This window comes from Bacillus sp. Je.9.29.b, assembly GCF_051129925.1.
GTDB lineage: Bacteria > Bacillota > Bacilli > Bacillales > Bacillaceae > Bacillus > Bacillus safensis.
This window is the reverse complement of sequence record NZ_JBCPSO010000002.1, coordinates 263,635-287,909: the sequence shown is the minus strand read 5'-3', so window position 1 is coordinate 287,909 and position 24,275 is coordinate 263,635. Positions and strand designations below refer to the sequence as shown.

Genomic DNA, 24,275 nt, shown 5'->3' with positions numbered 1-24,275 from the left:
GCCGTAATTGGACAAACTCCTGCTTTTATTCGTCGATCAGTCCTTGTTTCACGTGGGTGAAAAAGAGCCTAAACGGCACAACAAGTATGAGAGACGCAGCAGTATTTAAAAGAATCGTTGGAATAAAGCGTTCGATGACATACGTATTAAACGGCATAATCCCTGGTTGAATTGTCGCTTGAACGCCGTATACATAAAACTCCATCACGGAAACAGCAATAATCGACAGAAAGACAACGACTAACATATTCGTTTGCAGAACTTTAAAGGCTTTTGCTAGCAAATAGCAAAGCGCCCCAAAGCCAAACATATGAACACCAAGTATGCCTGTATATGAAATATCATATAAAAGTCCAAAGATAAATCCGTAAATCACACCATATTTTTGATTCACAAAAGCAGTCATAAATACAAGTGCGAGTAAAATGAAATGAGGAGCTAAAATTTGATTCTCTGAAACAAATGGGAGCTTCACTAAATCAACAAAAATGCTGTCAAATACGAAGATAAATAACATGACGAAAGCAAGAAGGACACGTTTCACGAGCCTTCCTCCTTCGTCAATTCAGATGCATCTGCTGTACTTGTGCTGCGATTCACCACAATCACGCGGTCTAAATTGTTGAGTTCAGCCGCTGGTTCTACGTAAATGATCTTTGTCAGGCCGTAATGGTCTGGCTCGATTTCACTTACCTTACCAATCGTTAAGCCTTGCGGGAATACGCCCCCTGCTCCAGATGTTTCAACAAGATCTCCTTTTTTGACATCCCCATCTGCATCGGATTTCAGAATATTCATAGTCAGCATTTTTTTCTTGCTGTCATAACCGTTAATGATTCCATTGAGTTCTTCTTTGCCCTTTTTCGCAAAAATTTTCGTTGAAATTCTATTATTTTGGTCAGTAGAGCTTAGCAATCTTACAGTCGAAGTAAAATTGTTGAGCTTATCACTTTCAATCTTCCCAATTAATGCGCCACTCTCATTTGTGACTGCCATATCTTTTTCCACGCCTTGTTTTTTCCCTTTATCAATCATCACAAAGCTATCCCAAAGTGAAGGGTTTCTTGCGATAACAGTTGATAGAATTGGCGTGTAGTCACGAATAGAGTTCACATAGCCAAGCTGTTTGCGAAGCTTTTTGTTCTCATCTTCTAGTTCTTGAAGTTTCGCCTCATATTGAGTTTGTCCATCAAGTTTTTTTCGAAGACGCTCGTTTTCATCATATGTGTTCTTTAAATCTTGTACGTTCCCATAAATACCGGCAATAAATTGTGATGGTTTATGAAAGACACCTTGAAAAAAGCCTGTCGTATCCCCCACTAATTTTTCCGGCCATGAAGCACCTCTGCCGCTTTTCACTGAAAAACCAATCATGGCCACCAGTACGATGACACAGACAAGGAGCAACATTAATCTTTTATTCATAAAAAACTGCGGCATGTCTTACACCTCTTTAATTACGACCGATTATCGATTATCTTTTGATTTTCCTTTGAACAAATGAATATGTTCTAGTGCTTTCCCTGTTCCGATTGCCACACAGTCAAGCGGGTCTTCTGCAATAATGACTGGCATTTTCGTTTCATCACTAATGACTTTGTCAAGATTACGAAGCAATGCACCGCCTCCTGTTAAAACAATTCCGCGGTCCATAATATCTGCTGCGAGCTCAGGCGGGGTTTTTTCAAGAGTCATTTTCACTGCATCGACAATTGTTTCCACCGTATCGCGAAGCGCTTTTGCAATCTCTTCTGCCGTAATAGAGATTGTTTTTGGCAGACCTGTTAAAAGGTCACGGCCGCGAATGTCCATCTCATCATGTACATCAGGCTGCGCAGAACCGATTTCCATTTTAATCGCTTCTGACGTACGATCACCGATCATTAGGTTATACGTTTTACGGATGTAGCTGCTGATCGCATCATCCATTTCATCTCCTGCTACGCGGATTGATTGTGATGTCACAATGCCGCCAAGAGAAATAATCGCTACCTCTGTTGTACCGCCGCCAATGTCCACAACCATACTTCCTGTTGGCTCCCATACAGGCAGGTTAGCACCGATTGCCGCAGCAAATGGCTCTTCAATCGGGTATGCGTCACGTGCACCAGCTTGTCTTGTTGCATCAATGACTGCACGCTCTTCTACAGCTGTAATACCAGATGGTACACATACCATGACGTAAGGTTTACGAGCAAAAAGCCCTTTGCCTTTTAATGCTTGATTAATGTAATATTTCATCATTGTTGCTGTCGTCTCGTAATCTGCAATGACTCCGTCTTTCATTGGGCGTAGTGCCACAACATTACCAGGTGTACGGCCAATCATGTTTCTAGCATCATTTCCGACTGCCACTATAGACTTCGTATCAGTTTCCAAGGCTACGACCGAAGGTTCTCTCACAACAATGCCTTTTCCTTTAATAAAAACAAGCGTATTCGCTGTTCCAAGATCTATTCCAAGGTCTTTTGTACCAATTCCAAACATATGTATGTATCTTCCTTTCTTAAACCAAAATTCCCTTAGGGAAAAACTCATAAACTCTATTATATCGTAAAACATTGAAAAAAAAAGTGTTACAAATACCCTTTTTCCTTCAAACTCACAAATTTTTGATCACCTATGACAAGATGATCAAGCAGCTGTATTCCAATCAGCTTTCCACATTCAAAAAGTCGCTGTGTGACTTCAATATCTTCCCTGCTCGGCGTCGGATCTCCAGATGGATGGTTGTGCACACATATAAATGAAGCAGCGGACCGTTTAAAGGCCTCTTTGAAAATTTCACGCGGGTGAACGATGGATGAGTTCAAACTTCCAATAAACACGGTATGTTTATGAAGGACTTGATTTTTAGTATTGAGATAAAGACAAACGAAATTTTCCTGTTGTAAAAACCTCATATCTTCCATCACAAAGTTTGCCCCATCCTCTGGTGTACGGATCACATAGCGGTTGTCCGTCGTTTGATGGTGTAATCTAGTGCCGAGTTCTAAAGCAGCTAATAGAGAGACCGCCTTCGCCTTTCCAACTCCTCGAATCTTCGACATTTCTTCAATTGAGGCTTCTCTTACAGAGCGAAGACCGCCAAATGTTTGCAGAAGTCTTGCGGAAATTTGGAGAACTGATTCCTTTTTTGTACCTGTCCTTAAAAGAATCGCAACAAGTTCATGGTTTGACAGACTGCCGGGACCATATTTCATAAATCGTTCTCTCGGCTTTTCATCTTGAGGAAAATGCTTTAGCAACATAGGGAAATCGTTCATGATGCCCACTCCTTTTAGATTCCTTCCTGTCATCAAAAAGGGGTGATTCCAAATGTTTCGAGCACTCTAACTGTTTTGGCAATAGGGAGACCGACAACGGAAAAATAATCACCATCTATTTTTTGAACAAACAGTGCGCCTTTTCCTTGAATGCCATAGCTTCCCGCTTTATCAAGCGGTTCTCCCGTTTCGATATAACGGTCTATTTCATTTTGCGTAAGTGTCCAAAACGTCACTTCTGTCTGTTCATAAAATGTTTCTTTTCTATTCTCTGACTGAATCGTGACACCCGTCAAGACTTGATGTGTCTTTCCTGACAATAATTGAAGCATTGAGGCCGCTTCTTCCTTGTCTTTTGGTTTCCCAAGACATTTGCCGTCAATTGCAACAATCGTATCTGCACCAATAATCACAGCTTCGGGATATAATCTTTGAATATCACTTGCTTTTTGTTCTGCCAACCATTGGACGTTCTCTGCAGGAGAAAAGTTTCGATTTATTTCTTCTTTTAATTGACTTGCTTGAATGTCATAAGAAAACCCTGCTAGATCAAGCAATTCTTTTCTTCTAGGGGATTGAGATGCGAGAATCAATTGGTTCATGTTTGTTCATCCTTTCAGGGTTTAGCCTAAGAAGTAAGATACCCATTCATCCTATCAAATGTACATCTTACCGACAATTTACGAAAATTCATTTTTCATGTTCCATCATCATTATGTTGGATGCAAAAGAAAAAAACTAGTCATTTTTTGACTAGTTTGGTTTCTTAAAATATGATTTTACGTATTTAATTGATCAAGCAGTGCCTGCTGAGATTTCCATCCGTTTTCAGCAGTAGGTTCATTTAACAGCTGCACCGCTTTCAGCAAACTGCTTTTAGCTGGTGCGTCCGTTGTTTTGGCACTTTCAAGCTCAGAGATCAGCTGCGCAACGTCCTTTTGATCCACATCATCCCCTGCAATGACCTTAGAGGATAAAACAGATGCCTTTTCTATTAAACTAGTCAGCTCCTCCGGTACTTGAAATGAGAGCTCCTTGCCTCCCCACGCCTCAAAGTGCTGATCAATCAGCTTCTTCCCAACAGCACTTGTCATGCCCTGTTCTGTCGCAAGCCCGGCAATGACATAATAGCCATCATCCATCGAGACCTTTTTCCCCGCATATCCTGCTTCTTTTAAACTGCCAACTAATTCATCTGCTCCTTTTTCAGAGGAAAACTTTCCAGCCTGTACAACATAGGTTGAAAAACTGCCAGAGGCGCTTTTTTCATCCTTATTCTCTTTTGAATCATCAGCAGTATCTGCTGGCGGCGCATCACCGCCTGCTTTCATTGATGATTGATTTCCGGATGCTGAAACGCTGATATCTCCCCCTGATGGATTCTGAGTACCATCTTGACTTAAGCTAAGTGCAAACACACCAAGGCCTGTCCCAAGAACCACTGCAAACACAATCGTTGTCATCACTCTCTTAAACGGGCCGCGGTTTTTACCGAACTTGTTTTCAAAGGAACCTTTTTTCTTTTGATAAGGTGTGACGACCTTTGGGTCAGAATGATAGATATGATCAGCTGCATCATCCCACTGGAAATCTTCTTCTTTCGGTTTAGCCGGTTCTTCCTCAGATGCAGCTGTCTCCTGTTCTGCCTGCCTTTTTTCCTCCCAATTCGAAAACGTCACTTGATCATCCTCTTGCTGTTTTGGCGGCTGGTGGTCATCTTCATGAAGCATTTCTTCTTTGCCATTAATATTGACTTTTAACCCTTGTTTTTTTGCCTGCCTTTTTTTCACTGTCATTCCCCGCTTTCTGACATTGTTTGTAAGAAAGACCTTTTTGTCCAATGAATCAGCGCGAATGTAACCCGTCCTTCTTTCTGTTTCACACTTTAACATAGCGGATAAAAAAAAGAACAAGACTTTTGTCGGCAGGGAAAAAAAGTGTTCGCCAATTTTTTCAACCGATCGACCCGGCGAACGGGAGCATGACATGAGCTCCATAGAGATACAGCCAAAAAGAAAAAGAGATCGCAGGAACAAAGGGAAATGGCTCATCTAATCGAAAAGAAAAAACCTTCGCATAGACGATTCCAGTGATACACGAGAGGAAAAGAATGAGAAGGAATGGCTTTAAGCCAAAGCAAAATGCAAGCACACCGAACAGCTTCATATCAGCTCCACCCATGCTATTTGGCTTGAAACGATCTAAACTATAAAACAAGAGAAAGCAAAAAAGAAGCGAAGCCGCTCCTTCCCACCAAATAAGAAGAGGTTCAAGCGTGCGGTATATGACGAAAAGAGGAAAAAAGAAGAGAAACAGCTCGTTTGGCACCCTCATATAAAGGAGATCGCTCACGACAGCAATCACAAATAAACTACAAAGAATCACAAGAAAAAGACCTTCAAACGAAATACCAGCGATTCTATATATGAGCAAAAAAAGACTACCTGACAGCAGCTCAACCAGTGGATATAGCAAAGACAGCCGTGTGCCGCAATGTTTACAAGTCCCCCTCAATAATGCATACGAAATTAGCGGGATCATCTCACGCAAGGAAAGCGGCTGTTTACAGGCTGTGCAGTGAGAACGAGGAAAAAGAATAGACCGCTTCAGTGGCAGCCTCTCACCAACTAGATGAAAGAACGACCCCATGGTGATGCCTGCAAGAAACACAAAAATGCCAATCATATTCAGTAACCCCTTCCGGAAATAGAATATCCCGGATTGTACCATAGCGATTCACCTTGAACACCTAATGAAAATGTGATTCCCCTCCTCTTTTACATTTCAAAAGAAAAAAGACGCACATTACATAGAAGAAATTGCGTCTTTTGATTGCCTTAAAAAACGATTTCTGATATCCGAGAAAAAGTGTTACAAATACCCTAAACCTTTTCCTTCAAACTCATAAATTTCTGATCAAATATGACAAGATAATAAAGCAGATATCCTAACAAGGAAAAGCACAAGATAGAAGTTTACCCGTCCTTTATAAAATCTCCATATACTTAATCTGTATAAGCAATTATTTTACGCCCGTTTTGTAAGAAGAGCACTAAAATTAACACTATATATTATCTCAACTACACTTCCATCACTATTAAGTAATTCATTATTTAATAGCGGTTAGAATCTTTTCCCATTATTTTTATCCTTATCATCACCTTGATCGTCTTCATTTTCTTCTTCATTTTGCTCTTCATGAAATTCAATACTGGTGTTTCCAGTAATATTGTCAAAGGGCGTATAGTAAACACCTATGCTTTTTCCTAAAATAATTCGTTTAAAAAGGATTATAACTATTAAAACAACTATTAATAACATAAAAGAAAGAAGTACTCCACTGATGATAAACAAGTTATTCCTCCTTTCAGGTGAAAATTGAGGGAAAGCGTTTTAAAAATTAAATTACAATCTGTTAATTTATAAATTAATACTACGCGATACACCTTTTTATCCATTGTACTATAAAGTTACATTAACCCTAAGATAATCCATTCCAAAGAGCAGCAGTCATTACTTGAAGTGAAATTTGATTAAAAATATCCCATAAACCTTCATAGAGGGAATAAGAAGGGATGGGCATCGAATAAAATATGTTCACTCCATATAGAATTCCTTCCCGTCATCAGCTTCAACTTGAGTACCTATTAAACCCGCTCTTTTACATTTCAAAAAAAAAAGACGCACATTGCATAAAAGCAATTGCGTCTTTTGATTACCTTAAAATACGATTTCGTATATCTGAAATAAAATAAAGAGAGCCTGTCACAAGAATCACCGCTGAAGGATCATCACTTTTTTTCTGAATGAACTCAAGCACTGTACGAGGGTCATCATCATACGACTTTGCGTCTAACTGACTGCATACATAAAGCTTCTCAGCTGATTCGGCTCTTGGAAAATCAAACGAAACAAAATGGATAGAAGAACTGACAGCTTCAAGCTTTTGAATCATTTGCTTGTACGGCTTATCTTTTAAAGCACTAAAACATATATGCACCTGTTTACTAGAAAAATGAGCTTGTACGGTTTCAATTAAACGGTCGATCCCTTCTTCATTATGTGCGCCGTCTAAGTACACTGGAGGATGATCTTTGACCTTTTCAAACCTCCCAGCCCAAACTGCCTGCCGAATGCCTTCATATATTTGCTCTTCTGTCACGCTAATATAGCCTTCTTGCTCCAGCCATTCAATGAGCAAAACAGCAAGAGAAGCATTTTGCCTTTGATGCGTTCCAATTAATCCTGTTTCAAGCTGAGGATACTGCCTTTTTGATGTGCGTAACGTGAAACGTTCCCCTGTTTCTGTCGGCTGCTGCTCATCAAAGCTACAAGTATCATGTAATGAAATACATTCAGCATTCTTTTCTTTGGCTGTGTTTTGAATGACAGCAAGAGCTTCAGGCTGGTGGACTGCCGTAATCATTGGAATACCCGTTTTGATAATACCCGCTTTTTCAGCTGCAATCTGTTCAAGTGTGTCACCTAAAATGGCCATATGATCATGACCAATCGACGTAATCGCTGTTAAGATAGGCACAGCAATATTTGTAGAATCAAGCCTTCCGCCAAGCCCTGTTTCCAAGAGAACAAAGTCTACTTGGTGCACATGAGCAAAATAAGCAAATGCACATGCTGTAATGATTTCAAATTCTGTTGCTGCGCCAAGCTCTGTTTGATCTAGTTCATCAACAAGAGGCTTGATTTCATTCACCAAACTCAGCCATTCTTCATCCTCTATAGGCGCTCCGTTCACGCTGATTCTTTCATTGAATGTTAGTATAAACGGAGAGGTGAAGGTTCCGACTGAATAGCCGGCTTCTTGTAAAACAGAACGTGTAAACGCAATGGTTGATCCCTTGCCATTTGTACCTGCAACATGTACTGCTTTTATGCTTTGTTCCGGATTTCCTAGTCTGTTCATCAGCCATTTCATTCGTTCAAGACCCGGTTTTACGCCAAAGGCCAGTCTGCTGTGAATCCACTCAATCGCTTCATGATAGGTTGTAAACAATGTCATCTCTCATTTCATACGAAATTTTCAAAAAAGACGACTCCATTTCATTAGGAGCCGTCTTTTCACTCTTATGCTTTCAGCTCTTCAATACGCTTTTGAACAGCTTCGCGTTTTGCGACATAATCACGTTCTTTCGCACGCTCTTCTTCTACGACACTTTCAGGCGCTTTTTTCATAAAGCCTTCATTGCCAAGCTTTTTCTGAACTCGTTCCACTTCTTTTGTCAGCTTATCAAGCTCTTTTTGCAGACGAGCAATTTCTTCATCTAAGTTGATTAAGCCTTCGAGCGGCAGAATGAGTTCTGCTCCAGAAATAACTGCCGTCATGGCTTTATCACTAGCTGGGACATCTGTGCCAATTTCAAGAACACTTGGGTTCGTGAAGCGCTCAATATATGAACGATTTTTCTCTAAACGTTCCTGAACATCAGACGTAGATGCTTTAATGTAAAGCTCAACTTGTTTGCTCATTGGCGTGTTCACTTCACTGCGAATGTTACGAACAGAACGAATGAGTTCAACAAGCAGCTTCATATCAGCAGAAGCTTGTTCGTTGGAAAGCTCCGGCTTCACTTCAGGCCATGCCGCTACAGTAATGGACTCGCCTTCATGCGGTAGATGCTGCCAGATTTCTTCTGTTAAGAACGGCATAAACGGATGTAAAAGTCTCATTGTTTGATCTAATACGTACGCAAGGATCGAACGAGTCGTTTTCTTCGCTGCTTCATCTTCTCCATAAAGCGGAAGCTTCGCCATCTCAATGTACCAATCACAGAAATCATCCCAAATGAAGTTGTATAAATGTCTGCCCACTTCACCGAATTCATACTTGTCAGCAAGCTGTGTGACACTTTCAATTGTTTCATTTAAGCGTGTTAAAATCCATTGATCAGCAACTGATTTTTCTCCTGATAAATCAAGCTCATCATACGTTAAACCATCCATATTCATTAAAGCAAAACGGGATGCGTTCCAAATTTTGTTCGCAAAGTTCCAAGTGGATTCAACCTTTTCAAAGCTAAAACGAAGATCCTGACCTGGTGAGCTTCCAGTCGCTAAGAAATATCTTAATGAATCCGCACCGTATTTGTCGATGACCTCCATTGGATCAATTCCGTTGCCGAGCGACTTACTCATTTTACGTCCTTGTTCGTCGCGGATGAGCCCATGAATGAGGACATCTTTAAACGGTTTTTCTCCTGTGAATTCAAGACCTTGGAAGATCATACGGGATACCCAGAAGAAAATGATGTCATAGCCTGTTACAAGCAGGTTGGTTGGGTAGTAGCGCTTGAAGTCTTCACTGTCTGCATCCGGCCAGCCCATTGTAGAAAACGGCCACAGCGCTGAACTAAACCATGTATCAAGCACATCGTTATCCTGTTCCCAGTTCTCAATATCTTCTGGTGCTTCAAGTCCAACGTATACTTCTTTCGTTTCTTTATGATACCAAGCCGGAATGCGGTGTCCCCACCATAGCTGACGAGAAATACACCAGTCACGGATATTTTCCATCCAATGTAAATATGTCTTTTCAAATCGGTCTGGAACAAATTGAACTTGGTCGTCCCCTTTTTGCAGATGAATGGCTTCGTCTGCCAGCGGCTGCATTTTCACAAACCATTGTGTCGATAAATACGGTTCCACGACAGCTCCACTTCGCTCACTATGACCAACTGAATGCATGTGGTCTTCAATTTTGAACAAAATGCCTTCCTCTTGTAAATCCTTCACAAGCTGTTTGCGGCATTCGAAGCGGTCCATTCCTTTATATTGCAGGGCATTCGCATTCATTGTGCCATCTTCATTCATGACAAGAATACGCTCTAGCCCGTGGCGGTTTCCAAGCTCAAAGTCATTCGGGTCATGAGCAGGTGTAATTTTCACAGCACCTGAGCCAAACTCCATATCGACATAGTCATCACCGACGATTGGGATTTCACGGCCTGTAATTGGTAAAACCACTGTTTTCCCAATCAAATGCTGATAGCGTTCGTCATCAGGGTGTACGGCTACGGCTGTATCCCCCAGCATAGTTTCAGGTCTTGTTGTCGCAATTTCAATTGAACCTGTTCCATCTGAAAGTGGATATCTCAAGTGATAAAACGCACCTTGAACATCCTTATAAATCACTTCAATATCAGAAAGTGCCGTTTTCGTTGCTGGATCCCAGTTAATGATGTACTCTCCGCGATAAATAAGTCCTTTTTCATACAATTGAACAAACACTTGGCGAACGGCTTTATTCAGACCTTCATCTAAAGTAAAACGTTCACGAGAGTAATCGAGACCAAGGCCCATTTTCGCCCACTGGCTGCGAATAAAATCTGCATATTCTTCTTTCCACTTCCACGTTTCTTCCACAAATTTCTCCCGGCCAAGGTCATACCGGCTTACGCCTTCTTCGCGGAGCTTTGCCTCGACTTTTGCTTGAGTCGCAATACCGGCATGGTCCATACCTGGAAGCCAAAGAACGTCATAGCCCTGCATCCGTTTCATACGTGTCACGATGTCTTGTAGTGTAGAATCCCATGCATGCCCAAGGTGCAGTTTTCCTGTCACGTTTGGTGGAGGAATGACGACTGTATATGGATCTTTCGTTTTGTCATTTTGTGCTTCGAAGAATTTCCCTTCAAGCCAGTACGTATAGCGGTCTTTTTCAATCGCATTTGGATCGTACTTTGTTGGCATTTCTTGATTATTTGTTCCCATTTGTGTAACCTCCACATTTTTTCGGCTGATGAAACATAAAAAAAGCCTTTCCATCCTTATAAAAGGACGAAAAAGCTTTTTCGCGGTACCACCTTTTTTCACGAGACACATCCACGTGTCCCATACACTCTAAAGGATAACGGGGTTCTCCCGAATTTCTCTACTTGTTCATTCAAGAAATTAAGCTCACAGGCGACCTTCCAAACAAGTACATCCTAGGAAACCTTTCAGCTCTTGGCTTCCCTCTCTTTAGGGTCTTGCTCGTACTCTTCCTGATCCACGCTTACGATATATCACGTTCATCAGCACATACTCATCTTTTATTAATATTACTAAATGCCTTTTGTTTTCGTCAATCATCTTTTCCGCTTTTCTTCTTCTTTATACAAATTGGGCAGGCACCCTTCGCCCTTTTGCCCATATGATAATAACAAAATGAAGAAGGAGGGCGTTTGATTTGAAGAAGATCAATCCTTACACACTTCCCCCCTGGCTGAGACAAATTCGGGCAGTTGCTTCCCAAGTCGTTCTCCCGATTGCTATATTTCAAGGATTTCGTACGATCATTTTCCCTACGACATTTGACGTCCTCATTCTAGGTATTCTTATTTTTCTCGCCTGTGCCTTTCATCTTGATTGGTTTTAAAAACTCATCATTATGTACCTGCCCATATAAAGCCAACGCAGCATAACCTCGTCATTCCGCCGATGACGAGGCACTTTGTTCTTCTTCAAGCCGTCTAGCCTGCTCAATTTCGTGAATCTTCATGACGGTCGGCTCAGAATTTTTCATCTGCCAATACGCTCTTAACAGCTGCTGGCAGCTTTCCATTTCATCCTGCCCGCCTGCTTCATAGGCTTTTACTGTATCAAACAGCCCTTGCGGATAAGCGAGGTAGCTTAGGAACAAATGCAGTTCTTCCTCCCGAAGAGGGTTTCCTTTTTGATACGTATAAAACAAGGAAGTGCATTCAGGACAAGACGTAGGATAGGTTTTGAAAGTCCGAAAGTAAAAGGTCAGAAGATCATAAATAGGGGAGGCTTTTTTAGACCGCTCGAAATTGGTGAAATGTCCTGTCCCTACATCATTATACAAAAAGTGATGGATCGATAGCTGCCCATGATTTAGCACAACACGCGTTGTCTCTTTGTCTTTCATTTCTTCATGCCAATCTTCTAAACGTTCAAGCGCAAATTCACTGGCAGACATCGCCTCTGAAAAATACATAGCAGCGGCCAGCTCAAATGGCGACATATACCACGTTTGTTCTGCCCGCTCTATGAATCGTTCATACATGTCTTTCTCTGTTTCCCATTTGGTCTTGATTTGTGTGTAATGTGCTTCTATCTCTTGCTCTGTGATATCCATCATGACTTCAGTCCGCTTATGAAGTCTTGCAATCTCTTGAAATAAATATTCGTGCTTATCGTCCTGCTCTTCTCTCTTTTCATTCGTCAGCCACGGCATCAGATAGTATGCATACTGGCTTTCTCGATGACTTGAGAAAAAGGAACCGCTCGTCGTCCGATAAATCGGCACAAAGGAGCGATAGCCCTTTGATTCCAGTTCAAGCATTTGTTCTGTAAATTGCATATGCCGGCTGGCTTTTACTCGTTTCAGGGCAAATACACCCTGCTTTGTATATACCTTGATGACAGCAGGACTGACAGGTTCAATATATTCAGCCTCAAGTCCGTATTCGTATAAGACAGATTGGATTTCATCCACGTTCACTCACCACATTTTCTCGGTCAGTCATCGCTTGCTATGCATTGCTTTTTTGATATTCAGGAATATAAAGAATCTGCCCTTCCTCAAGCTCCGCATCAATCGATAATGAGTTTGTGCGAAGAAGCTGCTGCACATTCAACTGATATCTCTCACAAATACGATCGACCGTATCTTCTTGCTGAACTATACATATTTTCATGCGGGAAAAATCTTCCTCCTCCTGCTTAGCGAACAGCTTTGTTAAATAAAGAGAGTTCTCACTGCCAGACGTTTCTCTCACGTCTTCTTCAAGCTCCTCTTCTTCTTGAGCTGACTCATATATTTTAGGTGCTTCCCGTTCATATAACCGCCCGAGCTGATATTCATCATCGTGCGCCTCATGCTCAGGCTCCACTTGATCAGCAGGTGATTCAAAAGCCGGATACGACTGTACCGTTTCTTCCTGCTCTTCAGCAGCTTCCGGATCCTTTCTTACTTCCACTTCAAAGAACGGCTCTTCCCGCTCCTCTTCTTCTAATAGCTTCGGCGGTTCAAAAAATGGCGGTTCCTGCACCTGAGCTTCAGGGATGGATCGATAACCAAGCGCCACAGCTTCTTCTTGATTATTCGGCTGTTCCGGCTGTTCTGGCTCTTCAGGTTCTTCAGGTTCTTCAGGTTCTTCTAATTCTTCAGGTTCTTCGGACGCTTCTTCTACTTCCCTGTTCACCAGTTCTATTTCAATTTCTTCTTCCTCTTCTTCTTGTACTTCCTGCACTTCCTGTTCCTCTTGCTCCGCGCGCGTGTCATGTTGGAATACAGGCTGATTCTCATCATGCTCACGTTCTTCGTCTTGCAGCTCTTCTTGTTCTTCTTGTTCCGGCTGCAATTGATAATCGTAGGCCATATCGCCAAAATCCACTTCAGGACGATGAACAAATTCATACGGCTCCTCTACAGGCGCTTGAGCCGTTTCCTCGTCTAACAAGCCCTCAATGGCTAAATCAGCCTGAATGGTGAGCAAACGATTCTCTGTCAGCTGGTAATCAAACGCATCAATAAACACAAACACATCATTTAAATGACTAATTTTGTTCTTCGGAATGGTGATATCGACTGGAAATTGATGCAGAAGCTCCGCCGTTCCGTCTTCTCTGACCTTTACCTCATCTGCTTCCCTGTATGTTGGAAAGGAACTCAATTCACCCAATAGCTCCTCTTGATTTATGTTGTATTCTCCTGTTAGCTCGAGTGAACCTCTAATAGAAACATAATCATTCACTTCTTGAACGAGAATGTCAGGGTCGAGAGAAATTGACAGCAGCTCACTGACTTCCTGTCCGCTTTTGAAATAAATGGATTCTTCTACCGAAAACTGTAATCGATTGTTTTGAGACAAGTCGGTGTCCTCCTTTCATCTAATCCTTAAAAAATAAAATTAGATGTCAATACAGTTGTATGAAGGAGGTAGTGAAAATATGATTGGTTTTCTCTAATGCAAAAAAGCCGATATGTCTCCATATCGGCCTTTTGTTTTATCGACGTAGTTTTTGAAAAACCTTTTCCACTGTCTCAATCGTATATTCGATGTCTTCATCTGTATGAGCTGTTGACAGGAATAGTCCTTCAAATTGAGAAGGCGGAAGGAAGATGCCGTGATCGGCCATTTCCTTGTAAAATTCAGCGAATAAAGCAAGATCAGCTGTTTTCGCTTTGTCATAATTGATCACTTCTTCATTTGTAAAGAAGAATCCGATCATGGAACCCGCCCGGTTAAACGTTAATGGAATTCCGTATACTTTTGCCGCTTTCGAAATGCCTTCTTCTAAACGGTCACCTTTTCGTTTAAATTCTTCATAAGACTCAGGTGTCAGCTGTTTTAGGGTTTCTAAGCCTGCTGTCATCGCAAGAGGGTTACCAGATAACGTTCCTGCTTGGTATATTGGACCACTTGGCGCAATTTGTCTCATAATATCCGCTCTTCCGCCATAAGCACCGACCGGAAGACCGCCTCCAATCACTTTACCAAGGCACGTCAGATCAGGTGTGATGCCAAAATAGCCTTGCGCGCAGTGATAATCCACACGGAAGCCTGTCATGACCTCATCAAAAATAAGCAATGATCCATATTGCTCCGTGATGTCTCTTAGTCCTTGCAAGAAACCTTCTTGCGGAGGGACAACCCCCATATTTCCTGCAACCGGCTCTACAATAACACCAGCGATATCATCTCCAAATTCTTGAAAAGCAACTTGAATACTTTCTAAATCATTGTACGGTACTGTGATTGTGTTACTTGCAGTCCCTTCAGGAACACCAGGACTATCCGGCAGTCCAAGCGTTGCTACTCCAGAACCCGCTTTAATGAGCAAAGAATCACCGTGGCCATGATAGCAGCCTTCAAATTTCACAATTTTATTTCTGCCTGTAAAACCACGAGCTAGACGAAGTGCACTCATCGTCGCCTCTGTACCAGAGCTGACCATGCGAATAACTTCGATGGAAGGAACCCGTTCTGATACAAGTTTAGCTAATTCATTTTCAACTAACGTAGAAGCACCGAAGCTTGTCCCATTTTCCGCTACTCGCTGAATGCTTTCAACGACACGGTCATTCGTATGTCCTAAAATAAGCGGTCCCCATGATAAGACATAATCGATGTATTCATTTCCATCAATATCATAGATCTTGGCGCCTTTGCCCCGTTCCATAAAAATCGGGTCTGTGTTGACTGATTTAAATGCACGCACAGGGCTGTTGACACCACCAGGCATTAAATGCTGTGCTTCTTCAAATGCTTGCTTTGATTTTTCATAGCTACGTCCCATTTCAACGTCCTCCTGTCTATCCGTTCTTTATTCTGAGAGCCATTTTGCTGCATCTTTTGCATGATACGTAATGATGAGTTCTGCTCCTGCACGTTTCATACTTGTCAGCATTTCAAGAACAAGCTCTTTTTCAGAAATCCAGCCATTTTGAGCGGCGGCTTTCACCATCGCATACTCTCCGCTCACATTATAAGCAACAACAGGGAGTGTAAATTCATTTTTCACATCACGCATAATGTCTAAGTAAGAAAGAGATGGTTTGACAATCAAGAAGTCAGCTCCCTCTTCTACATCAGATTGCGCTTCTCTTAGTGCCTCTAAACGGTTTGCAGGGTCCATTTGATATGTTTTACGATCTCCAAACTGCGGTGTACTATGTGCCGCATCACGAAACGGACCGTAAAAAGCACTTGCATATTTCACCGCATATGACATGACAGGTACATGAATAAAGCCTGCTTCATCAAGTGCCTCACGAATGGCAACAACAAATCCGTCCATCATATTTGAAGGCGCGATGATATCTGCACCTGCACGCGCTTGGCTGACAGCCGTTTTCGCTAATAGCTGAAGAGATTCATCATTTAAAATTTCTCCATCTTCAACGATTCCGCAATGTCCGTGATCTGTATATTGGCATAAGCAAGTGTCTGCAATGACCACGAGCTCTGGGAAATGCTTTTTGATTTCGAGCGTTGCTCTTTGAACAATGCCATGATCGTGATACGCCTCACTGCCTACATGATCTTTATGATCCGGCACACCAAATACAATGATCGATTTGATGCCAAGATCAACAAGCTCTTGGACTTCTTCTTTCACGAGGTCTACAGAAATGTGATATACACCTGGCATTGAAGAGACTTCTTTTCGGACATTTTCTCCCTCTACAAAAAAGATCGGGTAAATGAAATCAGATGGTCTTAAAAAGGTTTCTCTGACTAATTCTCTCATTCCTGCGCTTGTCCGCAATCTGCGGTGTCTGTTAAATTTCATCAATGGTTCAACTTCCTTTCAGATAAACGGCACATTAAATCAAGCATTCCGTCTATCGTATAAGTATCTGGGGTTTCAGAAGAAATCCCGTATTGAAGCAGTGCCTCTTTTGTCAGAGGACCGATCGTCACAAAACAGGTGTCAGATGCAGCAAGCTTCGCTGCATCTGCTTCCATCACATGCATAAAAGAATGAACAGTGGATGAGCTCGTAAATGTAATAAAATCAAATGATTGCTTCGTCATTGCCGATTTAAGTGCAGCAATTCCATCCTCATCCTTGACTGTTTCATATAAAATCCATTCTTTTACTTCTATGCCGAGCGGAACGAGGGTCTCTTTCACCACATCTCGTGACAGATGCCCTTTTGCTACAAACACACGCTCTCCTGGGCGTACATGATCAAGTAATGCATCTGCCAGTTCTTCCGCTATAAATCGTTCTGGCACCACATCCACCTTCAAGCCATGCTGCTCAAGATAGGCAGAGGTTTTCTCTCCTACAGCAGCCACTTTCAAATGGGATAAGCTCTTATGTAAATGATGATCTTTTATATAGTTTAGAAAAAAAGACGCACCATTCACACTCGTGAAAACAAGCCAGTGGCTATTTTGTAAGTCCTTTACAAAGGTCTGCGCTTTTTCTTTTGTGAGCGTAGGCTCAAACCGAATAAGAGAGGTTAAAACCGCATGGCCGTTCAGCGCTTCAATCTTTTGCTGAAACACGCCCGCTTGACGTTCATTTCGAGTGACAAGCACCGTCTGTCCGTGAAGCGATTTGCCTATGCTCATTGAGACAGATCCTTTTTCACCTTGTCGATCAAATCCTTTGCTCCCTTATCGGCCATCTGCTTCGCACACGCTGTTCCAATGGCTTCAGGGTCAGTGCCTGTGACGGTTTCTCGAATAATCGTGTGCCCATCAGCAGATGCAACAAGACCTGTTAGTTCAATTTCATTATGCTCATTCATCGTTGCATAGCCAGCGATCGGCACCTGACAGCTTCCATCCATTTGTTTGAGGAAGGCTCTTTCTGCAAGGACCGTTTTCTTCGTATATTCATTCGTAAATTGAGCGAGAAGCTTAAGCAGTTCTTCATCATCCCCGCGGCACTCAATCGACAGCGCGCCTTGTCCAACGGCAGGCAGACAAGTCTCAGGAGATAAAAATTCCGATACGACCTCTTTGCTCCATCCCATTCTGGACAGACCGGCAGCCGCTAGAATAATGGCATCATACTCTTCATTTTTCAGCTTTTCTAACCTCGTATCAATGTTTCCTCGAATCCATTTAATCTCAAGATCTGGTCTTTCCTGAAGAAGCTGGGCGCTGCGCCGTAAGCTGCTTGTTCCCACAATTGCGCCCTTAGGCAGTTCGCTGAGACTCAGATGATCCTTCGAAATAAGTGCATCCCGTACATCCTCACGCTCAGGAATACAGCCAATAACTAAACCTTCCGGAAGAGCAGCCGGCATATCCTTCATGCTGTGCACCGCCATATCGATGTCATGATTCAGCATCGCCTGCTCGATCTCTTTAACAAACAGTCCTTTTCCGCCAACCTTAGATAAGGTCACATCTAAAATTTGATCACCCTTTGTCACAATTTCTTTTATTTCAAAAGAATAAGAAGGGTTTAGTTCAGACAGCTTTTGAATGACCCATTTTGTTTGTGTAATTGCCAGCTTACTTCGTCTAGAACCTACTTTAATTGTACGCAATACGTCTTCCTCCCGACAATGCCTTTAAGACTCATCATTATTGAAACCAATGAAAGGTTGATAAGCTACCAAGCAGAAAATAATTGATCATCAGCACAAGAAATGAAGCGACATTCCATAGTGCCACGATTTTGCCCTGCATTTTTCTCACCAATCTGATATATAAGTAAAAGCCGTATAAAAACAGCATAATAAACGAACCAAGCACCTTTGCATCTGTCCAGTACAACGTATCATACGAAATATATGCCCAAATGATGCCAAGAATTAAACTAAGCAAGAGCATTGGCACACCAATAATGTTTAATACGTACGCCATATGATCGAGCTTTGATAAGTCTTCAATTCTCAGAAGCCATTTTCCCCATTTTTTCTTTTTCAGTAAACGATATTGAAAGAGATAAAGCAGTGAAAACGCAAATGAAAGTGAAAAGGCACCGTAGGATAAAATCGCCATCGTAATATGAATCACGAGCAGTTCACTCGTGAGCTTCCCCGTTAGTTCTGCTGAATGGAGGTCAGATGGTGTAAAGGTGTGAATCGCCATCATGGAAAAACCGATCACATTTGTAAAAAAGACAATAAATTCAACGCGCAATACCTTTGTGAGCACAAGAGAAAGTGTCACAAGCACCCACGTATAAAAATATAACCCCTCTGCTACATTCAACACAGGGAATCGGTCTGTTTCCATCATAATATAGAACATGTAGACTGTTTGCAGCAGCCAGACAATAGAAAGCAACCAGAAAGCCATTTTTCCAGCCTTCCGGTTGTGTTGAAGAAAATCTATGAAATAGAACAAGACACTTAGTGCATAGATTAAGATCGTCGCTTCATTGAGTCTCGCTACAATGGATTCCATCATCGCTTAATCACTCACTGGCAACTGTAGCAAAGCCTTGCGCCATATTTGGTTTGAACAGCTGAAATGATCCTTGCTCCACCTGCTTTGGCTCGACCTTTTGCTCTTCATCTTCAACCTGTAAATCAAAGATTTCTTTAAAGAGTAAAAGCTTTTCCTCTGCATTCGGCTCCGCGGCAATTTCTTTTGCCTTTAAGATAGGATCTTTCAGCATTTGGTTGATGATGCTTTTCGTATGTTTATTTAACAGCTTCATTTCACGATTTGTGAGGTTTGGAAGCTTCCGCTCAATACTCTGCATCGTATCGGCTTGAATTGTGAGTGCTTTTTCTCTAAGTGCAGAAATGACCGGAACAACACCTAACGTATTCAGCCATTGCTTAAATTCCACAATTTCTGCTTCAATCAGAAGCTCAACCTGCTCAGCCACTGCACGGCGCTCTTTTAAGTTGGCAGCCACGATGCCTTCAAGGTCATCAATGTCATACAAAAAAGCACCTTCTACTTCAGAAATAGCTGGATCTAAATCACGGGGTACAGCAATATCCACCATAAATAGAGGTCTGCCCTTCCGCTTTTTATTCGCACTTTCGACCATTTCTTTTGTAATGACAAATTGTTTCGCTCCCGTTGAGCTGATTAAAATGTCCGCTTCGGATAATGTTTTTTCTAATTGGTTTAAGCTCTTAGGCTCTCCTGAAAAACGACCCGCCAATTCCTTTGCCTTCTCAAACGTTCGGTTGATGACCGTTACTTGGCCAATTCCTTGACCTTGAAGGTTTTGAGCCGCCAGTTCGCCCATTTTGCCCGCACCAAGAATCAGGACATGCTTATCAGAAAGACGTCCAAAGATTTTTTTGGCAAGCTCAACAGCTGCATAGCTGACAGACACGGCATTAGACGCAATATCCGTTTCCGCATGAGAGCGTTTTGCAACGGTTACCGCCTGTTTAAATAAATAATTGAAAACGGTACCAATGGTCTTCTCCTCTTGAGCTACTTTAAAGCTGGAACGTACTTGACCGAGTATTTGCGTTTCACCAATGACCATGGAATCAAGTCCACAGGCCACACGGAATAAATGCTCAACTGCTCCATCGTTTTCATAGAACTTCAAATATGGAGAGACATCTTCCTTTTCTAAACCGAACCAATCGGCTAAAAATCTTTTTATATAAAACCGTCCAGTATGAAGCTGATCTACTACTGCGTAGATCTCTGTTCGATTACATGTTGAGATGACGATATTCTCTAGAATGCTTTTTTCTTCTTTAAGCTTGGACATCGCTGTTCCGAGCTCACTCGGTTCAAAGCTCAGCTGTTCCCGTATCTCAACAGGGGCTGTTTTATAATCTAAACCCACAACAAGAATATGCATAACTTCAGCTTGCACCCCCAACGCCCTGTCTAATTTATAATAATTACAATATAGAATTTATTATTTATAATGATTATAACATATATTCATTTTTAACTGGATAAAAATTGTGAACAGATTTCAAAAATGTTGTGATATAGTAGAAAAATGTTCGACACCAATTATGCCATATCATCACTTCAAGCAATTTACCAGATTTGGCACGTGCGGACAAATGATCTGCTTAAAAGAAGGTGACATCTTTGAAGAAGAAATCCATTTTGCTGCCGCTCACTTTACTGGCTGTAGCGCTATATGCCATTCTCTCAGGAGGTCAATTTGACATTTGGAAGGATCAAGAGAAATGGTATACACTTTTACTGCTTTTTGGCCTCGCTTTTTTATATCAAGGAAAAAAGGAGCAAGAAAGCGCTCATGTGTTTATCGGTATGCTCATGACAGGCCTTTCGCTACACTTTATTCTACAGCCTAAATTGGACCACTGGCCAGACACATTTACGATGATTGTGTTCATCGTAGGACTTGCACTCTTTGTGAAATCATCTCAGAAAAAAGAATATCGCATTGAAAGTGTTGTGCTGATCGCACTCGGTTTGTTCCTTTATTTCTTTCAGCAAATTACAAGACAGCTAAGTTCCCTTTCGATCCCTGTTTCCAGCTTTGAGTTGTACTGGCCTTATGTACTGATTGCTGTCAGTCTCCTCTTATTATTTTTAAAAAGGAAATAACTTATACAATAAAAAAGCATCTGCTCATCGCAGATGCCTTTTTTTAGCCGTTTACTTTCGCAAGGATCGCATTCCAAGCTTCATCTTTTCCTTTTTTTGTTTCAGAAGAGAATAAGATGAGTTCATCTGAAGGGTCAATGTCGAGCGTCTGTTTGACGACTTTCGCATGTTTTTCCCATTTGCCTTTTGGAATTTTATCCGCTTTTGTCGCGATGACGATCACGGGAACTCCGTAATATTTAAGGAATTCATACATGTTTACATCATCTACTGATGGCTTATGGCGCAGGTCCACAATTTGGACGACTGCTTTTAATTCTTCACGCATTGTAATATACGTTTCGATCATTCTACCCCAGGCTTCGCGCTCTGTTTTTGATACTTTGGCAAAACCGTAGCCCGGAACATCCACAAAATGGAGCATATCATTAATAATGTAGAAATTAAGCGTCTGGGTCTTTCCTGGTTTTGAAGACGTACGCGCTAAATTTTTACGATTAATCAATGAGTTGATGAACGAGGACTTTCCAACATTTGATCGTCCGGCAAGCGCAATTTCAGGCAGTCCGCCGCTTGGGTACTGCTCTGGTTTCACCGCACTAATGACGATATCTGATTTTGTTACTTTCATCTTCCCTCTCCTACCAACGCTTTCTCAAGCACCTCATCTAAATGTGAGACCGGAATAAATGTTAGTCCTTCTCTCACACTTTCAGGAATATCATCAATATCCTTCTCATTGTCCTTTGGAAGAATAATGGTTTTCAATCCTGCACGATGTGCGCCTAATGCTTTTTCTTTTAGTCCGCCAATCGGAAGCACTCTTCCTCTTAACGTTATCTCTCCTGTCATACCAACCTCTTTTGACACAGGACGTCCTGTGAGTGCTGATACAAGAGCCGTCGCAATGGTGATACCAGCTGATGGCCCGTCCTTTGGAACCGCACCCTCTGGAACATGGATATGAATATCGTGCTTTTCATTAAAATTAGGATCAATGTTCAGTTCATCTACTTTGGAACGAATATAACTGAATGCCGCCTGTGCAGATTCTCTCATGACATCGCCAAGCTTACCTGTTAACAAGAGCTTGCCTTTACCAGGAGAAAGTGATACCTCAATTGATAAGGTGTCTCCTCCAACTGTCGTATACGCAAGTCCTGTGACAACCCCGACTTGGTCTGTCGTTTCAGCCTGACCATAACGGTAAAGTCTTTTTCCGAGAAATTCAGATAAGTTCTTTTCCGTCACTGTGATGCGTTTGCGGTCTTCAGCCACAATCGCTCTTGCCGCTTTTCGGCAAATGGCCGCAAGCTGACGCTCTAATCCACGAACTCCTGCTTCTCTTGTGTAATAGCGAATCATATCGTAAATCGCTGCTTCACGAAGCTGCAAGTTCCCTTTTTTTAATCCGTGCTCCTTTAGCTGCTTCGGCAGAAGATGATCTTTCACAATCTCTGCTTTTTCAACCTCTGTATACCCTGCAATCGTGATAATCTCCATTCTATCACGAAGTGGACCCGGAATGGTTGCTAAATTGTTGGCAGTGGCAATAAATAACACCTGCGATAAATCAAATGTCTCTTCAATATAGTGATCGCTAAAGTTGTGATTTTGCTCAGGGTCCAGCACTTCAAGCATCGCAGAAGACGGATCACCTCTAAAATCAGAGGACATCTTATCGATTTCATCTAAAAGAAACACTGGATTCATTGTGCCTGCCTTACTCATCCCGCGAATGATACGGCCTGGCATCGCCCCTACATATGTTCTTCTATGTCCACGAATCTCAGATTCATCACGCACCCCGCCAAGAGAGATACGGATAAACTTTCGGTCAAGTGATTTAGCAATCGATTTGGCAAGTGACGTTTTCCCTACCCCGGGAGGTCCTGCTAAGCAAAGAATCGGTCCTTTTAATGAATTGGTCAGCTTCTGTACAGCAAGGTATTCAAGCACACGTTCTTTGACTTTTTCCAGCCCATGATGCTCATCATCTAAAATTTCACTTGCAAGCTTTAAATCTAGACGATCTTCTGTATAGATGCCCCATGGAAGATTGATCAGCCAATCAATATAATTTCGAATGACAGAGCTCTCCGCAGAGCTTGAAGGAATTTTTTCATAACGGTTCAATTCTTTTAACGCCGTTTCACGAACAGACTCAGGCATGCTGGACTCTTCGATTTTAGACATTAATGAACTGACTTCGCCTGTTTTCCCTTCCTTGTCTCCAAGCTCCTTTTGAATGGCTTTCATTTGTTCACGCAAATAATATTCTTTTTGCGTTCGTTCCATTGAACGTTTGACGCGCTGTCCAATTTTCTTTTCAATTTCCAGCACTTCTTTTTCATTGTGGATTAAGCTGATGACACGATTCAGACGTTTTTTGACATCCACTGTTTCCAGCACTTCTTGTTTGTCCTTTAATTTGAGCGGCAGGTGAGAAGCGACGATATCTGCCATTCTCCCCGGTTCCTCAATATCCGTCACCGTTGCATATGTTTCAGCTGAGATTTTTTTTGAAATTTTTATGTACTGATCAAAGTGATCTAACAAAGTGCGCATGAGTGCTTCTGCTTCTGCGTCCTTTAACTCTTCTTCTGACAATTCTTTAATATCGACGGACGTATAGTCCTCCAGCTCCACGTATGACTCGATCTGCGCTCGATTTAAGCCTTCAACGAGTACACGAATCGTTCCATTCGGCAGCTTCAGCATTTGTTTGATTTTTGTGTAGGTGCCGACTTTGAAAATTTCCTCTTCACCTGGTTCATCTATTGAAATTTCCCGCTGTGTTGCTAGAAAAATCATATGATCGTTCATCATCGCCTGTTCTAATGCTTGAACAGACTTCTCGCGTCCAACGTCCAAATGCAAGACCATTGTTGGATAAACAAGCAAGCCTCGCAATGGGAGGAGCGGAACATTCTTTTTGATTTCATCTGCCATGTTGATTGACACCTCCGTCACTAGTATGAATCATTATAATATACCTGTTTCAGTCTTGTACAATGTAAAAGACTTGAGAAATGATGATCTTACCGTAGTATACCCT

Annotated in this window: 22 protein-coding genes and 1 other annotated feature; of the genes, 2 read left to right on the top strand and 20 right to left on the bottom strand. The window is 41.9% G+C overall.

What is annotated here, in order from left to right; genetic code table 11:
- Positions 1-25 precede the first annotated feature (25 nt).
- The 10 genes from mreD to AAZR19_RS04635 all read right to left on the bottom strand — a co-directional run bounded on the left by mreD (position 26) and on the right by AAZR19_RS04635 (position 10,994).
- Positions 26-544: a rod shape-determining protein MreD gene (gene mreD, locus AAZR19_RS04680; RefSeq protein WP_024423162.1), complete on the bottom strand. Its 519-nt coding sequence runs from the start codon at positions 542-544 to the stop codon at positions 26-28.
- The gene (gene mreC, locus AAZR19_RS04675) at positions 541-1,440 is read right to left on the bottom strand and encodes a rod shape-determining protein MreC (protein ID WP_024423163.1); all 900 of its coding nucleotides are present in this window, start codon (positions 1,438-1,440) and stop codon (positions 541-543) included. Before mreC ends, mreD begins: the two co-directional genes overlap by 4 nt.
- Before the next feature lie 27 nt (positions 1,441-1,467).
- Entirely contained in the window at positions 1,468-2,487 is a 1,020-nt protein-coding gene (locus AAZR19_RS04670; protein ID WP_007501538.1) for a rod shape-determining protein, read from the bottom strand.
- 89 nt (positions 2,488-2,576) lie between these two features.
- Positions 2,577-3,251 (bottom strand): RadC family protein, encoded by a 675-nt coding sequence (gene radC, locus AAZR19_RS04665; protein WP_172400649.1) that lies wholly within the window; start codon positions 3,249-3,251, stop codon positions 2,577-2,579.
- A gap of 47 nt (positions 3,252-3,298) precedes the next feature.
- Positions 3,299-3,868 (bottom strand): Maf family protein, encoded by a 570-nt coding sequence (locus AAZR19_RS04660; RefSeq protein ID WP_024423165.1) that lies wholly within the window; start codon positions 3,866-3,868, stop codon positions 3,299-3,301.
- Positions 3,869-4,045: 177 nt separating this feature from the next.
- Positions 4,046-5,062, bottom strand: a complete 1,017-nt coding sequence (locus tag AAZR19_RS04655; RefSeq protein WP_226014647.1) for an SPOR domain-containing protein — start codon at positions 5,060-5,062, stop codon at positions 4,046-4,048.
- 157 nt (positions 5,063-5,219) lie between these two features.
- Positions 5,220-5,951 (bottom strand): prepilin peptidase, encoded by a 732-nt coding sequence (locus AAZR19_RS04650; RefSeq protein WP_087975704.1) that lies wholly within the window; start codon positions 5,949-5,951, stop codon positions 5,220-5,222.
- 438 nt (positions 5,952-6,389) lie between these two features.
- On the bottom strand, positions 6,390-6,587 hold the full coding sequence (locus AAZR19_RS04645; protein ID WP_087975929.1) for a DUF3951 domain-containing protein: 198 nt from the start codon (positions 6,585-6,587) through the stop codon (positions 6,390-6,392).
- 394 nt (positions 6,588-6,981) lie between these two features.
- Positions 6,982-8,286, bottom strand: a complete 1,305-nt coding sequence (locus tag AAZR19_RS04640) for a bifunctional folylpolyglutamate synthase/dihydrofolate synthase (RefSeq protein ID WP_335371967.1) — start codon at positions 8,284-8,286, stop codon at positions 6,982-6,984.
- A 65-nt stretch (positions 8,287-8,351) separates the two neighbouring features.
- The gene (locus AAZR19_RS04635; RefSeq protein WP_025092445.1) at positions 8,352-10,994 is read right to left on the bottom strand and encodes a valine--tRNA ligase; all 2,643 of its coding nucleotides are present in this window, start codon (positions 10,992-10,994) and stop codon (positions 8,352-8,354) included.
- Between the two features lie 59 nt (positions 10,995-11,053).
- Positions 11,054-11,283: a binding site (T-box leader), on the bottom strand.
- A gap of 168 nt (positions 11,284-11,451) precedes the next feature.
- Between AAZR19_RS04635 and AAZR19_RS04630 the strand changes: the two genes are divergently transcribed.
- On the top strand, positions 11,452-11,640 hold the full coding sequence (locus AAZR19_RS04630) for a hypothetical protein (protein WP_003216497.1): 189 nt from the start codon (positions 11,452-11,454) through the stop codon (positions 11,638-11,640).
- Between the two features lie 51 nt (positions 11,641-11,691).
- Here the strand turns inward: AAZR19_RS04630 and ysxE are convergent, their stop codons facing one another.
- From ysxE to hemA, 8 genes are all read right to left on the bottom strand, one after another.
- Positions 11,692-12,723 carry a spore coat protein YsxE gene (gene ysxE / locus AAZR19_RS04625; protein WP_034621137.1) on the bottom strand — a complete coding sequence of 344 codons (1,032 nt, stop codon included), beginning with the start codon at positions 12,721-12,723 and terminating at the stop codon, positions 11,692-11,694.
- Positions 12,724-12,760: 37 nt separating this feature from the next.
- Entirely contained in the window at positions 12,761-14,101 is a 1,341-nt protein-coding gene (locus tag AAZR19_RS04620; protein WP_434702435.1) for a LysM peptidoglycan-binding domain-containing protein, read from the bottom strand.
- 136 nt (positions 14,102-14,237) lie between these two features.
- Positions 14,238-15,530 carry a glutamate-1-semialdehyde 2,1-aminomutase gene (gene hemL / locus AAZR19_RS04615; RefSeq protein ID WP_262090029.1) on the bottom strand — a complete coding sequence of 431 codons (1,293 nt, stop codon included), beginning with the start codon at positions 15,528-15,530 and terminating at the stop codon, positions 14,238-14,240.
- Between the two features lie 27 nt (positions 15,531-15,557).
- Positions 15,558-16,526, bottom strand: a complete 969-nt coding sequence (hemB, locus tag AAZR19_RS04610) for a porphobilinogen synthase (RefSeq protein ID WP_029706177.1) — start codon at positions 16,524-16,526, stop codon at positions 15,558-15,560.
- Positions 16,526-17,317, bottom strand: a complete 792-nt coding sequence (locus AAZR19_RS04605; RefSeq protein ID WP_326149230.1) for a uroporphyrinogen-III synthase — start codon at positions 17,315-17,317, stop codon at positions 16,526-16,528. The genes hemB and AAZR19_RS04605 overlap by 1 nt, the downstream gene beginning before the upstream one ends.
- A complete protein-coding gene (hemC, locus tag AAZR19_RS04600) occupies positions 17,314-18,246 on the bottom strand; it encodes a hydroxymethylbilane synthase (RefSeq protein ID WP_024423173.1) in 933 nt (310 codons plus the stop codon). The genes AAZR19_RS04605 and hemC overlap by 4 nt, the downstream gene beginning before the upstream one ends.
- A gap of 37 nt (positions 18,247-18,283) precedes the next feature.
- Entirely contained in the window at positions 18,284-19,114 is an 831-nt protein-coding gene (locus AAZR19_RS04595; protein WP_041107101.1) for a cytochrome c biogenesis protein, read from the bottom strand.
- A 7-nt stretch (positions 19,115-19,121) separates the two neighbouring features.
- Complete coding sequence (hemA, locus tag AAZR19_RS04590) at positions 19,122-20,489, bottom strand: glutamyl-tRNA reductase (RefSeq protein WP_326149322.1); 1,368 nt, start codon at positions 20,487-20,489, stop codon at positions 19,122-19,124.
- Between the two features lie 242 nt (positions 20,490-20,731).
- Between hemA and AAZR19_RS04585 the strand changes: the two genes are divergently transcribed.
- On the top strand, positions 20,732-21,217 hold the full coding sequence (locus tag AAZR19_RS04585) for a hypothetical protein (RefSeq protein ID WP_041107104.1): 486 nt from the start codon (positions 20,732-20,734) through the stop codon (positions 21,215-21,217).
- 43 nt (positions 21,218-21,260) lie between these two features.
- Here the strand turns inward: AAZR19_RS04585 and yihA are convergent, their stop codons facing one another.
- Together yihA and lon are read right to left on the bottom strand one after the other, a co-directional pair.
- Positions 21,261-21,848: a ribosome biogenesis GTP-binding protein YihA/YsxC gene (yihA, locus tag AAZR19_RS04580; protein WP_024423177.1), complete on the bottom strand. Its 588-nt coding sequence runs from the start codon at positions 21,846-21,848 to the stop codon at positions 21,261-21,263.
- On the bottom strand, positions 21,845-24,169 hold the full coding sequence (lon, locus tag AAZR19_RS04575) for an endopeptidase La (protein WP_041107106.1): 2,325 nt from the start codon (positions 24,167-24,169) through the stop codon (positions 21,845-21,847). The genes yihA and lon overlap by 4 nt, the downstream gene beginning before the upstream one ends.
- Positions 24,170-24,275: the final 106 nt, after the last annotated feature.

Coding starts and splice junctions, on each gene's coding strand:
- AAZR19_RS04645 (WP_087975929.1), bottom strand. CDS start 6,587: ATGTTATTAATAGTTGTTTTAATAGTTATAATCCTTTTTAAACGAATT.
- hemB (WP_029706177.1), bottom strand. CDS start 16,526: ATGAAATTTAACAGACACCGCAGATTGCGGACAAGCGCAGGAATGAGA.
- radC (WP_172400649.1), bottom strand. CDS start 3,251: ATGTTGCTAAAGCATTTTCCTCAAGATGAAAAGCCGAGAGAACGATTT.
- hemL (WP_262090029.1), bottom strand. CDS start 15,530: ATGGGACGTAGCTATGAAAAATCAAAGCAAGCATTTGAAGAAGCACAG.
- AAZR19_RS04650 (WP_087975704.1), bottom strand. CDS start 5,951: ATGATTGGCATTTTTGTGTTTCTTGCAGGCATCACCATGGGGTCGTTC.
- hemA (WP_326149322.1), bottom strand. CDS start 20,489: ATGCATATTCTTGTTGTGGGTTTAGATTATAAAACAGCCCCTGTTGAG.
- AAZR19_RS04635 (WP_025092445.1), bottom strand. CDS start 10,994: ATGGGAACAAATAATCAAGAAATGCCAACAAAGTACGATCCAAATGCG.
- mreC (WP_024423163.1), bottom strand. CDS start 1,440: ATGCCGCAGTTTTTTATGAATAAAAGATTAATGTTGCTCCTTGTCTGT.
- AAZR19_RS04670 (WP_007501538.1), bottom strand. CDS start 2,487: ATGTTTGGAATTGGTACAAAAGACCTTGGAATAGATCTTGGAACAGCG.
- AAZR19_RS04660 (WP_024423165.1), bottom strand. CDS start 3,868: ATGAACCAATTGATTCTCGCATCTCAATCCCCTAGAAGAAAAGAATTG.
- lon (WP_041107106.1), bottom strand. CDS start 24,169: ATGGCAGATGAAATCAAAAAGAATGTTCCGCTCCTCCCATTGCGAGGC.
- yihA (WP_024423177.1), bottom strand. CDS start 21,848: ATGAAAGTAACAAAATCAGATATCGTCATTAGTGCGGTGAAACCAGAG.
- AAZR19_RS04605 (WP_326149230.1), bottom strand. CDS start 17,317: ATGAGCATAGGCAAATCGCTTCACGGACAGACGGTGCTTGTCACTCGA.
- AAZR19_RS04655 (WP_226014647.1), bottom strand. CDS start 5,062: ATGACAGTGAAAAAAAGGCAGGCAAAAAAACAAGGGTTAAAAGTCAAT.
- AAZR19_RS04595 (WP_041107101.1), bottom strand. CDS start 19,114: ATGATGGAATCCATTGTAGCGAGACTCAATGAAGCGACGATCTTAATC.
- AAZR19_RS04640 (WP_335371967.1), bottom strand. CDS start 8,286: ATGACATTGTTTACAACCTATCATGAAGCGATTGAGTGGATTCACAGC.